11 protein-coding genes are annotated in these 14,653 nt (G+C 28.8%); all 11 read left to right on the plus strand.

The genetic code is table 11. The annotated features are described in order from the left end of the window. The first annotated feature begins 23 nt into the window (after positions 1-23). The 11 genes from GOM42_RS01775 to GOM42_RS01825 all read left to right on the plus strand — a co-directional run bounded on the left by GOM42_RS01775 (position 24) and on the right by GOM42_RS01825 (position 14,644). Entirely contained in the window at positions 24-1,310 is a 1,287-nt protein-coding gene (locus GOM42_RS01775) for a S41 family peptidase (protein ID WP_003458081.1), read from the plus strand. 22 nt (positions 1,311-1,332) lie between these two features. After that, a complete protein-coding gene (locus tag GOM42_RS01780) occupies positions 1,333-2,613 on the plus strand; it encodes a site-2 protease family protein (RefSeq protein ID WP_110016435.1) in 1,281 nt (426 codons plus the stop codon). 87 nt (positions 2,614-2,700) lie between these two features. After that, complete coding sequence (gene uvrB, locus GOM42_RS01785) at positions 2,701-4,680, plus strand: excinuclease ABC subunit UvrB (protein WP_061414337.1); 1,980 nt, start codon at positions 2,701-2,703, stop codon at positions 4,678-4,680. A 265-nt stretch (positions 4,681-4,945) separates the two neighbouring features. Further along, on the plus strand, positions 4,946-5,797 hold the full coding sequence (locus GOM42_RS01790; protein WP_003465642.1) for a DegV family protein: 852 nt from the start codon (positions 4,946-4,948) through the stop codon (positions 5,795-5,797). A gap of 237 nt (positions 5,798-6,034) precedes the next feature. Next, positions 6,035-6,760: an ABC transporter ATP-binding protein gene (locus GOM42_RS01795; RefSeq protein WP_049039586.1), complete on the plus strand. Its 726-nt coding sequence runs from the start codon at positions 6,035-6,037 to the stop codon at positions 6,758-6,760. Continuing rightward, a complete protein-coding gene (locus GOM42_RS01800; protein ID WP_049039587.1) occupies positions 6,753-8,351 on the plus strand; it encodes an ABC transporter permease in 1,599 nt (532 codons plus the stop codon). Before GOM42_RS01795 ends, GOM42_RS01800 begins: the two co-directional genes overlap by 8 nt. A 220-nt stretch (positions 8,352-8,571) precedes the next feature. Next, positions 8,572-9,576, plus strand: a complete 1,005-nt coding sequence (locus GOM42_RS01805; RefSeq protein ID WP_003458043.1) for an alpha/beta hydrolase — start codon at positions 8,572-8,574, stop codon at positions 9,574-9,576. A 158-nt stretch (positions 9,577-9,734) separates the two neighbouring features. Continuing rightward, complete coding sequence (locus tag GOM42_RS01810) at positions 9,735-11,300, plus strand: MutS family DNA mismatch repair protein (RefSeq protein WP_003457982.1); 1,566 nt, start codon at positions 9,735-9,737, stop codon at positions 11,298-11,300. A gap of 14 nt (positions 11,301-11,314) precedes the next feature. Further along, the gene (locus GOM42_RS01815; protein ID WP_003458079.1) at positions 11,315-12,001 is read left to right on the plus strand and encodes a FadR/GntR family transcriptional regulator; all 687 of its coding nucleotides are present in this window, start codon (positions 11,315-11,317) and stop codon (positions 11,999-12,001) included. A gap of 236 nt (positions 12,002-12,237) precedes the next feature. Then, a complete protein-coding gene (locus tag GOM42_RS01820; RefSeq protein ID WP_003458066.1) occupies positions 12,238-13,761 on the plus strand; it encodes an L-lactate permease in 1,524 nt (507 codons plus the stop codon). Positions 13,762-13,855: 94 nt separating this feature from the next. Next, a complete protein-coding gene (locus GOM42_RS01825) occupies positions 13,856-14,644 on the plus strand; it encodes an electron transfer flavoprotein subunit beta/FixA family protein (RefSeq protein WP_003457975.1) in 789 nt (262 codons plus the stop codon). Positions 14,645-14,653 lie beyond the last annotated feature (9 nt).

Consider the following 14,653-nt stretch of genomic DNA (forward strand, 5'->3'; position numbering starts at 1 on the left):
TTTTTTTGAAAGGGTGGGTTTTTATGAGTCGCAATAAGGATGAAAAAAATAAATATAATAATATTATTAAAAATCTTAAGAAGAAAAAAGGATTCAGAGCTTTAGCCATGGGTGTTGCCTTAACTTTAATAATTGGTGTTTCTGTATATGCAGGGAATAGATTAACTGCCTTTGGTATTTTACCTATAACTAGTGTAAGTGCAGTTCAATCTTCATTAGAGAAGGTAAATGATACAGAAAATTTTAAAAAGGTATTAGAAGTAAGGGAAATGCTTTATAGATGGTATGATGGAGAAATTGATGATAGTAAATTAGCTGAAGGTGCTATAAAGGGTATGGTTTCATCTTTAGGTGATCAATACACATATTATATGAATGAAAAAGAATTTTCAGATTTTAAAGAAAAAAGTCAAGGAAACTACATGGGAATTGGGATTCAAGTAGCTGTTAAGGATGGTAAGATAGTAGTAATTTCTCCTATTCAAGGAGGGCCAGCTGAAAAAGCAGGAATAAAAACTGGAGATATTATCTTAAAAGTAAATGGAGAACCAGTTTCAGGAAATGAATTGGATAAAGCCGTTTCAATGATGAAGGGTACTACAAAAGAAAATATAAAATTAACATTATATAGAGAAGGTAAAGGCGAATTTGACGTTGATGTTATGAGAGATGTAATTAAAACAGTTAACGTTAAAAGTGAAATGATTGATGGAGATATTGGATATATAGAAGTTTTAGCTTTTGATGAGGGAACAGCTAAAGACTTTGAAACTCAATTAAAAGCTTTAGAAGAGAAAGGTATGAAGGGGTTAATCCTTGATTTAAGAGGAAATCCAGGAGGATTTATGAAAGAATGTGTAGACCTAGTATCAAACTTTGTTCCAAAGGATAAGGTTATAGTGTCTACAATAGATAAGTATGGTAATAAAGAGGAAAGTGTATCTAAAGGCGGAATCGCACAGGGAATGCCTTTAGTAGTTTTAATTGATGGAGGTACTGCTTCTGCCTCAGAAATAGTTGCGGGAGCTATTAGAGATTATGATTTAGGAACTCTAGTTGGAACAACATCCTTTGGTAAAGGAATAGTTCAAGTTGTTTTAGATAAGATAGGTCAAGAAAAAGATGGTACAGCTTTAAAGGTAACTATTTCAAAATACTATACTCCAAATGGAGAAAATATTCACAAAAAGGGTATAGGACCAGATGTTACAGTTGAATATCCAAAAGAGCTTAAAGAAAAGACATATTCAAGAAGTACTGATCCTCAATTTGAAAAAGCCTTAGAAATCATACAAGAAAAGATAAAATAAATAAATTTTTGGAGGACTTAAAATGAATTTACTTATAGAAAATATAAGAGGTATATCTTATGCATTAGTAAGTCCTACCTTGTCTTTAATGTTAATAGTAATAGCTATAATATTTTATTTTAAAAATAGGAAGATAGCTTTTATGCAAAAGTTAATGCTTGGGAGGAGTATTCAATCTCCTCTTGAGATGACTTTACTTCAGATATTAATTGGTATATTAGGAGGGCTAATAGCTAGTTTATTACTAAGTATTTTAGGAGTAACCTTTGAAAATAGTTCTTTAATAGATGTTATTTTAACAGTATCAGTATTTTCTGTTTTATATAAAAATAGATTTCTTAAATTCCCTTATATAGCATCCTTGCTAGGGGTTATAGGAGTTTTAGTAAGTAAAAATACTGAATACTTTGGAAGGGGCTTTAGTTTTTCTATTAATTTAACTTCAATTATTGTATTAATAGGTGTTTTTTCAATAGTTGAGGGTATCTTAGCAATGATAGATGGAGACAAAGGTTATTTACCTATCTTTACTCAAAAGGATGGAAAGTTATTAGGTGGATTTGGCTTTAAAAGATTTTGGGCACTGCCTTTATGCTTATTAGTTGTTTTAGGAGCTAATAGTGGAAATTCAATTATTAATGAAGTTAAAGATTTACCACAGTGGTTACCATTTTTTAATGGAGATAAAGCAAGAGCACTAATGAGTGTTGCGGCCTTAGGAACATTAGCAGCTTATGGAGCAACTTCATATGAAGGAACTACGTTTACTCAAAGTAAAAGATGTAAGACCATAACATCTGGATTAATTAATATTGCATATGGTATAGTAGTTATAATATTAGCTTATTTATTAAAAGAAAGCCTTGTTTTTACTATTGCACTAATTATTTTAATTCCATTATTATATGAACTTAGAATAAGAATGGAACTAAAATTAGAGTCTCTTAGAGAGCCTTTATATTTTTCAAATGATGATGAAATATGCATTTTAGATGTTTTACCAAATTCTATTGCATACAAGAAGGGATTAAGAAGTGGAGATAAAATAGTTAAAATTAATGAAGAAATCCCTAAGAATGAAAAAGAAGTATTTATGGCAATAAAGAGAAATTTTTATGGTTTAGATCTTGAAATAAGAAAAAATAATGGAAATATTGAGAAGCATACAATTACAGGCGAGGATAGAGGAAAGCAGTTTGGCATAGTGTTAGTTCCTAAGGGAATATCCTTTGATAAAGAGATAGATGAATTTTTAGAAAAATTGAAAAAAGCCAGTAAGGATGAAGAAGTAAAAAATAAATAATGGTTAACTTGGCTGTATCTAAGATTCACCTATTAAGGTGAGAAGTGTTTTAAGATACAGCCTTTTATAGTTAGGAGGGAAAAAATTATGGGAGAATTTAAAATACAATCAAAATTTAAACCTACAGGGGATCAGCCTAAAGCAATAGATACTTTAGTTCAGTCTATTGAAAATGGTAATAGAGGGCAAACTCTTTTAGGAGTTACAGGATCAGGAAAAACATTCACTATGGCAAATATCATAGAAAGAACTCAAAAACCAACCCTTATTTTAGCTCATAATAAGACATTGGCAGCTCAACTTTGTGCTGAATTTAAGGAATTCTTTCCCGACAATATAGTAGAATATTTTGTTTCATATTATGATTACTATCAACCAGAGGCTTATGTACCTCAAACAGATACTTTTATAGAGAAGGATGCATCTATTAATGACGAGATTGATAAACTTCGTCACTCAGCTACCTCTGCACTTTTAGAGAGAAGAGATGTAATAATAGTTGCTTCAGTTTCTTGCATATATGGACTTGGTAATCCAGAAGAGTATAAAAAGCTTACAATATCTTTAAGACCAGGTATGATTAAAGACAGGGATGAAGTTATTAAGAAACTTATAGAAATACAATATGAAAGAAATGACATAGACTTTGCAAGGGGAACATTTAGAGTAAGAGGAGATAATTTAGATATAATTCCTTCATCTTCCTCTTCTAAGGGTATTAGAATTGAGTTCTTTGGAGATGAAATAGATAGAATAAGAGAGTTTGATGTTCTTACAGGAAATATAATTGGGGAAAGACAACATGTTAGTATAACTCCAGCATCTCACTTTGCTGCCTCTGAGGAAACCTTAGAAAAATCAATAAAGGTAATAGAAGATGAACTTGAAGATAGATTAAAAGTTCTTACAGCTGAGGATAAAATATTAGAGGCACAAAGGTTAAAGCAGAGAACAAATTATGATATAGAAATGATTAGAGAAATGGGATATTGTCAAGGAATAGAGAACTATTCAAGAATATTAGATGGAAGAATGCCAGGAACTCCACCTCAAACTTTACTTGATTATTTCCCAGATGATTTCTTAATGTTTATAGATGAAAGCCATGTTACACTACCTCAAGTTAGGGCAATGTATGCTGGGGATAGATCTAGAAAGACATCTTTAGTTGACTTTGGATTTAGACTACCTTGTGCATTTGATAATAGACCTCTTAAATTTAGTGAATTTGAAAGCAAAATAAATCAAGTAGTCTTTGTAAGTGCTACTCCAGGAGAGTATGAACTGGATCATTCTGAGATTGTGGCGGAACAAATAATAAGACCTACAGGACTTTTAGATCCTGTAATTGAAATAAGACCTATACATGGACAAATTGATGATCTTTATGGTGAGATTCAAAGAACTGTACAAAGAGGATTTAGAGTTCTTATAACAACTCTTACAAAGAGAATGGCTGAGGATTTAACTAAGTATTTAAAAGACTTAAATGTTAAAGCTACATACATGCATTCAGATATAGATACCTTAGAAAGAATGAAGATAATAAGAGAACTTAGACTTGGAGAGGTTGATGTATTAATAGGTATAAACCTTTTAAGGGAAGGTTTAGATATACCTGAGGTTGCTTTAGTTGCAATATTAGATGCTGATAAAGAGGGATTTTTAAGATCTGAAACTTCCTTAATACAAACCATAGGTAGAGCAGCTAGAAACTCAGAAAGTAAAGTAATAATGTATGCAGATAATATTACAAAATCCATGGATAAGTCTATTAAGGAAACTGAAAGAAGAAGAGTTATTCAAATGGAGTATAATGAGGAACATAATATTACCCCTACTACTGTAATCAAAGGAGTTAGGGATATAATTGAAGCTACTAAGGTTTCAGAAGAAAAAGAAAACTATGAAAGCGAAGTTAAAAAGGCAGCTAAGAAAGATATTCCAGTAGAAAAACTTATAGAGCAATATGAGGAAGAAATGAAGGAAGCAGCTAAGAATCTTCAATTTGAAAGAGCTGCTGAACTTAGAGATATAATAAAAGATTTAAAAGAAAACTCTAAATAAAGATTTTTTTAGATGTATTTACATAATTATGTTTATTAAAGTAATTATTGTATTGAAAAGAGTTTTACAAATTTAAATTAGATGTTAAAATGGATAATAGATTATAAAAATAAACATAAAACGAGATAAAATATAATACAAATAAAAAAAACATAAGTATATAATTAAAAGCACTATTAGAGTTAATTAAATAGATATTAATGTTTAATTTTATAGGGAAATCTAAAAGAGCTGAAAGAATGTATTTAAGTTTTAGGAGGAATATATGGCTGTTAAAGTAATTACAGATAGCACTAGTTGCATACCAAAAGATTTAGCAGAAAAGTACGGAGTAGAGATAGTATCTTTAAGCGTTATAATGAATGGAGAAAGTTATAAGGAAGTTGATATAGATAGTGAAGCTTTTTATGATGAATTAGCTAAATGTGATAAACTTCCAACTTCATCTCAACCACCAATGGATGAGTTTTATAATGCTTTTGAAAAATTTGCTAAGGATGGTCATGATATAGTCGCAGCGTTTATATCATCTAAATTAAGTGGAACATACACAACATCACATATAATAAAAGATATGATTTTAGAAAAATATCCTGATGTTAAGATTGATCTTATAGATTCTCAAACTTCAGTAATGGCACTTGGAATTGGTGTGTTAGAAGGAGCTAAGGCGGCTCAAGAGGGAAAAGATTTTGACCAGGTTTCAAAAATAGTTAGAAATACTATAGAAGAATCAGAGATAATATTTGTTCCAGGTACTTTAGAGAACCTTAAAAAAGGTGGTAGAATAGGTGGAGCAGCAGCTTTATTTGGAAAAATGCTTAAGATAAATCCAATTCTAACAGTTAAAGAGGGCGCTGTTGTTGTAATGGATAAAGTTAGAACTAAAAAGAGAGCAATAGATAAGATTGTAGAAGTTGTTAAACAGGATTTAAAGGAAAAAGGAATAAAGCAAGCAGTTGTATGTCATATATTAGCTGAAGATGAAGCTAAAGATTTAGCTAAGAGACTTAAAGAAGAATTAGATTTAGACTCTATGATTGGTGAAATAAGTGCAGTTATAGGTGTACATGTAGGAGTTAAGAGTGTAGGTATAGCTTACGCTAGAGAATCTTAATTAAATATAATTTAAAAAGAAGCTTGATAAATTTATACAAATTTATCAAGCTTCTTTTTATTATTTCACATAAATAGAGCATATATTTATGAAAGAAGTTTTTGTCTAAAGATAAACTAAAATTAAAGACTTTATTAAGCATTAAGATTTAGGTGGTTAAAATTGTATTTAAAACTATAATATGTATATATATTGTGTTAAAATAATGTTACTAAAAGGTTAAGGAGGATTGAAATATTGATTAGTTTAAAAGGGATTAATAAGGAGTACACACAGGGAATAAAAGCTGTAGATAATTTAAATCTAGAAATTAAAGATGGTGAGATATTTGGTATATTAGGACCAAATGGAGCTGGAAAGACTACTACAATAAGTATGATTACAGGAATAACAGAGCCTACTATGGGAGAAATAAAAATAAATAATATTGATATAAACAAAAATCCTGTAGAAGCTAAAATGCAATTTGGATATGTTCCTGATAGTCCAGATATGTTTTTAAGATATAAAGGTATAGAGTATCTTAATTTTATGGGAGATGTTTATAATGTTAGTGAGTCAGATAGAGAAGACAGGATTAAAGAATTAGCTGAAAGGTTTGAAATGACTAATGCTTTGGGAGATAAAATTCAAAGTTATTCTCATGGAATGAGACAAAAAATAATAATAATGGGTGTTTTAATTCATAAGCCTAGTATTTGGATATTAGATGAACCTTTAACTGGATTAGATCCAAAATCTTCTTATATATTAAAAGAGATGATGAGAGAACATGCAAGTGAAGGGAATACTGTATTATTTTCTACACATGTCTTAGAAGTTGCAGAAAAGTTATGTGATAGGGTAGGCATAATAAAAAAAGGGAAACTTATTTTTGTAGGTACATTAGAAGAGTTAAAAGAAGAATTTAAAGGTGATGAATCACTAGAAAAAATGTTCTTGGAGATTACTGAAAATGAATAGAATTAAATTATTATTAAAATATTTTATAGGAAACTCTTTTTATAATGCTTCTAGTAACATAAAATCTAGAAATCTAGCTATAGTTATGTATATCTTAATAATAATAGGAATATCTACACCTATAGCTAATATGATAGATTCTATGTACCCTAACTTTGCTAGTATTGGACAAGAAGGATATCTTCTTTCAATTATATTTTTAATTGGATCACTAACTTTATTGGTTTTAGGAGTTTATGATATTTTAGATTCATTTTTCTTTTCACAGGATATAGAACCCTTAATGCCATTACCATTTAAAAGTGGTGAAATAATGATAGGAAAATTCATAACATGTTTAGTGGATATGTATATCTATTTAAGTATTACAATAATTCCCTTAATATCTTTTGGGCTAAATGCTAAAATGGGATTTTCTTATTTTCTTATGATTATTCCAGTTTATTTATTTGCTCCAATTATAATAGTAATATTTTGTATATTAATAACTATGATTTTAATGAGTTTCATAAATGTATCTAAATATCAAAATGCTTTTAAAATAATATTTGGTACATTAGGAATAGTCTTAATTTTAGGAGTATATTCTTTAAATTCAACAGGATTAAATTCAGAGAATGTTTCAGTGGCATTAAAAAATAAGACAGCATTAGTGGATTTAACTAATAAAATATTCATAACTACTATCTTTAGTGTAAAAGCATTACTTTATAGCAATTCTTTAAAGGGATTATTAAATTTAGGCCTTTTAATTCTTATATCAATAGTAGCTTTAATAATTGCATATTTCTTAGGAAAATCAATGTATAAAAAGATACTAAGTAGAAATTTAAATGTATATAGCGAGAGAAAGAATATACTAGAAAATAATAAGAATAATGTTGTTGTAAGGAGTTCAGTAAGAAAAGCAATGGTATTAAGAGAGCTTAGAACAATATTAAGAGACCCCAGTAACTTTATAAACTGTGTTGTTATGATTGTTTATATGCCTATATTTATATTTATTTTCTTTATAAAAGGAAATATTTTAGCAAATGATACTCAATTAGCAAAGGATACAATAATAATGGCATCTACTTTTATAGTTACAGCCTTAACAATAGCAGGTAACTCAGTTGCATCAACAGCCTTAAGTAGAGAAGGAAAAGAAATATTTATATCGAAATATATTCCAGTAGATTATAAGGTGCAGATTCAATCTAAGCTTATAGTTTCTTTCATAGTAAATGGATTAGCACTTATATTGGGAATAGCTATATTAATTTATTTAAAGGCATCTCCATTGGTTATCGTAATGAGTTTATTAGTACAAATGGGAACCATAGTCGCAATATCTTTATGGGGAATGATTCTAGATTATTTATCACCTAAGTTAGAATGGACAGATACAAAGAATTTATATAGTAAAAATTTTAAACCTTTATTAGTAATGTTAATTTGCTTAGTAATAGGAGGATTTAATATAGGTTTAATTGTTACCAAAAGTCCAATAATAGTATTTTTAATAGACATAAGTATTCTGTTAATAGTAAGCTTAATTTTATATAAAATTCTTATGAAAAAAGGATTAGAGGCTTATAAAAGGTTATAATATAATAATTTATAAAAACGTAACCTTTTTATAAATAATAAAATAAGTATATTTGATATTATTTTAGTAAAGAACAAATTAAAATTTAAAAGTTTTAATTTGTTCTTTTTAAATATATAAAAATTTAAAATAGATGTAAGTATAATTGTGTATTTACCATGATTTAAGGTTATTATTCAAATAAAGCATAGGAAAAATTTAAATTATAAGGAGGGAAAGAATGAAAAAATTTTTAAAAGTAGTAGGAGTTATATTACTAAGTTTAATAATTATGATTGGAGCTTTAGCTTATTATTTTAGAGGACAAATAGGTTTTTATATAAACATAGGAAAAGAGTATTTAGAGTTTAAGGAAAATCCACCTAGTATTGAGGATTTAAAGAACATTAAAATGAGTGAGGATATGGATTTTAAGGATGTAGTTTATAAAGATACTAATGGGAAAGCTCAGACTTTAGATATTTATGGACCAGAAAAGAAGTTAAGACATGGGTCACCAGTAATTCTTTATGTTCATGGAGGAAGCTGGATTTATGGAAACAAAGAAATACCAGATCTTATAGCACCTCTTTTAGATTCTTTTAGGAAAGAAGGATATACCATAATAAGTGTAGGGTATGAACTTGCTACTGATAAGGTTGATTTTAAGAAACAAGCTTCAGATGTTAAGGATGCCATAAGATGGGTTTATAAAAATAAAGAAACTTATAGATTTAACACTGATGAAATAGGAGTTATAGGGGCTTCTGCTGGGGCACATTTATCCTTGTTAGCCACATATAGTGGGGAAGATGAATTTGTTGATGATAAGGAACTCTCTAACTATCCATCAAAGGTTAAATATGTTGTAGATTTCTTTGGACCAACTGAACTTAGTGCCTTAGACATGACTATGGCTTCATGGGATTTAAATAATTCAATAGAGAAAACTGAAAAGCAATTAAGAGGGGAAGAAAGTATAACAGAATACATGGATAAATATAGTCCAATAAATTATGTTAAGCCTAACTTACCAAAGACTTTAATAGTTCATGGACGTCAGGATAAATTGGTTCCATACAGTAATTCAATGAACTTATATAATAAGAGCAAGGATATGGGTAACGATATTCAAATACTTACCTTAGAAAATAGTGGCCATGATTTTTCTCAAGTTGATGTAAATGAAGTATTTGAACTTGGGTTTAAAGTTTTAAACTTTATACTTTTTAATACTAAGTTTTAATAGAAAGCTAAATTTTTATATATTTTAATAACTACTTATCATTTAAGTTTTTTAAAATTAAAGTTTATAAATTATATCATAATTGGTTAAAATTTCACTTTTATTGTAAAAGAAGATATAATAAAACCATCAAATTTTTTTAGGGTAAGGAGTTTTATATGGATAAGAGGTTGTTAAAAGTATTAAAGCATGACTATGCAGTAGAAATGGATAAAAAGAGAAACCTAAAAGCTATAAGAACACTATATGATATGAACGAAAAAGAAGAATACCATATAGATGAACAAACATGGAATGATTTAGATTTAGATAAGGTTTATTCAAAATTAGATAGAAATTATAGTAGTTTAGGAGAAGCTTCCCTTTATTCAATGCTTAGAAATCCACTAAATGATGAAAAAAAGTTAAATAAGAGAAGAGAAGAAATAGAGTACTTTAAAGAAAACGAAGAAGTAAGATTTAAGATTATGTGGATATTTTTTGAGTTAGGAAGAGATAAAAAGAATAGCTTGTTAGATATGATTAATGAAAAGCTAATAGAATCTAATAAGTTTAAATATTATTTTTATACAATTACAGGAAAGATATTACCTTTAATATTAATACTTACTGCAATCTTTGTAAGCGTAAGTGCAATGCTTGGCTTAATGGCTGTAACCTTCGTTAATATTTATATAAATAGTAAGGAAAGAGACAGAATTAAGGCTAATGGGCTTATGTATTTAAGAAGAGTAATAAAGGCATCTAAGCAGATAGTTAAAATTAATGATAAAAATTTAGAGTCTTTTAATATAAAGATAAGAGAAAACTTAAAAGATTTAAAATCAATAGATAGAAATACTATAATGATTAGCTTTATTAATATGTGGGGTGGAGTATTTGAATTTATATCCGTATTATTTTTACTAGAAGAAACTGCATATTATAAAATTGCTGATTCAATAGAGAAAAATAAAGATTCAATTTTAAGCCTTTATAAAACATTAGGTGAAATGGAAGCAATAATATCTATTGGAAGTTATGAAGAAGAAAAAAAGGATAAGATAACTAGACCTAAATTCATAAGAGAAACAACATTAGAAATAAAAAATGGAATACACCCAATTATAGAAAATCCAGTGGCTAACTCCATAAACATGAGTAAGAGAGGAATTGTTCTTACTGGAACTAATATGTCAGGTAAATCAACTTTTTTAAGGATGTTAGGAGTAAATATGCTTTTTGCTCAAGCCTTTAATTTTGTTTTAGCAGAAAAATATGAGGGGCCAATATTTAATATAGTTACTTCAATTAGTCCAAATGATGATTTAAGTGTTGGTAAAAGTTTTTATATGGCCGAAGCAGAATCAATTTTAAGAATAATAAGAGCCTTAGATAAGAAGCTACCAGTATTTTGTGCAATTGATGAGATTTTTAGAGGGACAAATCCAATAGAGAGAATATCAGCTTCAGCAGAAATTCTTACTTATATCAATAATAAAAACAGTATTTCTATAGTTGCAACTCATGATAGAGAATTAGTTGACATATTAAAAGAAAGTTATGAGTTTTATTATTTTAGCGAAAATGTTGATAGTAAGAATGGATTAAGTTTTGATTATAAGCTAAAAAGAGGAGTATCTAAAACTAGAAATGCTATAAAGTTACTAGAATATATAGGTTATCCAAAAGATATAATAAACAAGTCATATAGAAGATCAGAAAAGCTAGAAGGCTTTATTTAGAAAGGATTGTTAGGATGTTTAAACCAGTTAAAAACATGAAAGTTTATGAGCAGGTTGTTGATCAAATAAAAGAAATGGTTAGAGTAGGACAGATAAAAAAAGGAGATAAGCTTCCTACAGAGAGAGTTATGGCAGAAGAGCTTCAAGTAAGTAGAACTTCTATAAGAGAAGCTATGAGAGCTTTAGAGGTTGTAGGATTAATAGAAAGTAGACAGGGAGCAGGTAATTATATAAGAGAAGAGTTTGATGATGTATTATTAGAACCACTTTCAATAGTATTTATGCTTCAAAATGGAACAAATAAAGATATATTTGAATTAAGAGAAGTTTTAGAATTGTCTACTATATTTTTATCTGTAATGAGAATATCTGATGAAGAATTAAAAAAGCTTGGTGAACTTGTGGAGAGGTTTAAGACATCTAGGGATGAAGAAGAGAATGTTAAAATTGATAGCGAATTTCACAGCATAATTGTTAAAGGAGCAAATAATGTACTTATAACTAATTTATTAGAAGGTGTATCTGAGTTAGTTGATAAGTTTATAAGTGAAGGAAGAAGAGCTATTTTAAGTGATGAGAGAAATAGAGGAAAGCTATTAGATTTTCATGAAAAAATATATTTAGCTATAAAAAATAGAGATGCTTATTCTGCATATAAACATATGCAAGAGCATTTCCAATTAATAAAGGAAAATATTTAGTAATAGAAACTTTATCTAAAATTAAAGTGAATTTTAACCTATTATAAGCCTATATAATAACTGTAAAAATTGACTAAAATATCTAAAAGGTATAAGGTTAAATTAGGGTATAAAAAGAGACTTTTAGTAATAAATATCAATATAGCATATTAAAATAATATGCTATATTTTATAAAAGAAAATTGGTCATACCAAAATTTTTTATGGTATAAAAGTTATTATGAGGGGTGAAAGAATTGAATACGTATCTTATGTTTTTTCTTGCTCTTATACCTATAATAATTCTAATTATAGGTTTAGGAGTTCTTAAAATTCCAGCTCATAAAATATGTCCCATAGCTTTAATAATTACCATTTTACTTTCTATATTTATTTGGAAAATGCCTACTATAGACTCCTTAACAGCAGCCTTAGAAGGTATTGCCCTAGGAATATGGCCAATAATGATAGTTATTATAGCGGCAGTATTTACTTATAACTTAGTAGTTCACACAAAGGCCATGGAAGTAATCAAATCAATGTTAATAAGTGTTAGTGATGACAAAAGAATTTTAGTTCTTATACTAGCATGGGGATTTGGTGGCTTTTTAGAAGCAGTGGCAGGATTTGGAACAGCCGTTGCTATTCCAGTTGGAATAATGGCAGCCTTAGGATTTAATCCTTTTTTTGCCTCTGTTATATGTTTAGTGGCTAATACAACTCCCACAGCCTTTGGAGCAATTGGTCTTCCTGTTATAACCTTAGCTAATGTATCAGGAATTCCTATAGAATCCTTAAGTTATTATGTAGTACTACAATTATTTCTCTTTGTGCTATTAATTCCATTTGCCTTGGTAGCTTTAACTGAAAAAAGTTTAAAGGGGATAAAAGGAGTCTTTGGTATAACTTTAGCCTCTGGTCTTTCCTTTGGAATAGTTCAAGTCCTTGTAGCAAAATTTTTAGGACCTGAATTACCAGCAGTTTTAGGATCAATAGTTTCTTTATTAGTTACAATTTTTATAGCAAAAAAATTCTATAAACATAATGAAGAAACAAAAAGAGAAGAAAAGTTTGAATTAAAAAGTGTCTTAGTAGCCTTTTCACCATTTATATTAATATTAGTCATAATAATAGGAATTAGTCCTTTATTTCCAGGCTTATATAATAAATTAAGCGAAGTAAGGACATCAGTTAATATATATACTGGTGTGGGAGCTAAACCATATACTTTTGTATGGTTAACAACTCCTGGAATATTAATATTAATAGCTTCTTTTATTGGAGGGTTTATACAAAAAGCCTCTTTTAAAGAAATGGTAGAAATTTTATTGAAGACGATTAAACAAATGAGTAAATCTACCATAACCATACTTGCAATAATAGCTCTAGCTAAGGTAATGGGCTATAGTGGAATGGTTGCATCTATAGCAACAGTATTAGTTATGATAACAGGTTCATTTTATGCTTTTATAGCACCTTTTATTGGAGCTTTAGGAACCTTTGTAACAGGAAGTGATACATCTGCCAATGTATTATTTGGTTCTCTTCAAGCTGAGGCAGCAAATTCTTTAGGAATAAGCCCAGCATGGCTAGGGGCAGCAAATACTTGTGGGGCAACTGCAGGTAAAATGATATCTCCTCAAAGCATAGCTGTGGCCACTGCGGCAACAGGACTAGCAGGTAAAGAAGGAAAGATATTAAATTCAACATTAAAAGTATGTATAGTATATGTAATTTTATTAGGTTTAATAAGCTATTTAGGAAGCCTAATTTTTGTGTAATTTTTGAAAACGTTTGTTGATGTTTATTAATTAAAGTCTCAATTATTAAAGTATTAAAAATTAAAGGATTTATAAAGGGAATGGAGTGATTTTTATGAAGATTATGGTTTGTATTAAACAGGTTCCAGGAACTTCAAAGGTTGAGGTTGATGAAAAAACAGGGGTTTTAAAGAGAGATGGAGTAGATTCTAAAATGAACCCTTATGATTTATATGCTTTAGAAACTGCATTGAGGATAAAAGAAAAGAAATGTGGAAATATAAAGGTTATAAGTATGGGGCCACCACAAGCTAAGGCAGTAATAAAAGAAGCTTACTCTATGGGAGCAGATGAAGGAACCTTAGTTTCAGATAGAAAGTTTGCTGGGGCTGATGTTTTAGCAACTTCATATACATTATCACAAGGAGTTAAAAAATGTGGAGATTTTGATATTATTCTTTGTGGAAAACAAACTACAGATGGAGATACAGCACAGGTTGGACCAGAAATGGCTGAATATTTAGGAATTCCTCATGTTGCTAATGTTAGAAGAATATTAGATGTTAATGATGATTTTATTAAAGTTGAAATGGATATGCCTAATACAATAGAGGTACTAGAAGTAAAATATCCTTGTCTTTTAACTGTAGATAAAGATATTTTTCAACCTAGATTACCTTCCTATAAAAAGAAACTTGAAACAGATGAAAGAGAAATAAATGTAATATCTTTAAATGATTTTGAAGATAAAGATGAGAAAAAATATGGTTTAAATGGGTCACCAACTCAAGTTGAAAGAATATTTCCACCAAGCAATAATGATGACCATGAGATTTGGACAGGAGATTCATCTGAATTAAGTGAAAGAATGGAAGATAAATTAAGAGAGCTTAAGTTTATATAGGGGGTAAGA

Origin of the sequence: Clostridium sp. 16K-1-R1 (genome assembly GCF_023921145.1) — a bacterium.
In the GTDB taxonomy this organism is placed as follows: domain Bacteria; phylum Bacillota; class Clostridia; order Clostridiales; family Clostridiaceae; genus Sarcina; species Sarcina perfringens.

What these genes read in the sequence shown, in the direction of transcription:
- GOM42_RS01810 (WP_003457982.1), top strand. Translation starts at nt 9,735, where the DNA reads ATGGATAAGAGGTTGTTAAAAGTATTAAAGCATGACTATGCAGTAGAA.
- GOM42_RS01815 (WP_003458079.1), top strand. Translation starts at nt 11,315, where the DNA reads ATGTTTAAACCAGTTAAAAACATGAAAGTTTATGAGCAGGTTGTTGAT.
- uvrB (WP_061414337.1), top strand. Translation starts at nt 2,701, where the DNA reads ATGGGAGAATTTAAAATACAATCAAAATTTAAACCTACAGGGGATCAG.
- GOM42_RS01805 (WP_003458043.1), top strand. Translation starts at nt 8,572, where the DNA reads ATGAAAAAATTTTTAAAAGTAGTAGGAGTTATATTACTAAGTTTAATA.
- GOM42_RS01800 (WP_049039587.1), top strand. Translation starts at nt 6,753, where the DNA reads ATGAATAGAATTAAATTATTATTAAAATATTTTATAGGAAACTCTTTT.
- GOM42_RS01825 (WP_003457975.1), top strand. Translation starts at nt 13,856, where the DNA reads ATGAAGATTATGGTTTGTATTAAACAGGTTCCAGGAACTTCAAAGGTT.
- GOM42_RS01790 (WP_003465642.1), top strand. Translation starts at nt 4,946, where the DNA reads ATGGCTGTTAAAGTAATTACAGATAGCACTAGTTGCATACCAAAAGAT.
- GOM42_RS01780 (WP_110016435.1), top strand. Translation starts at nt 1,333, where the DNA reads ATGAATTTACTTATAGAAAATATAAGAGGTATATCTTATGCATTAGTA.
- GOM42_RS01775 (WP_003458081.1), top strand. Translation starts at nt 24, where the DNA reads ATGAGTCGCAATAAGGATGAAAAAAATAAATATAATAATATTATTAAA.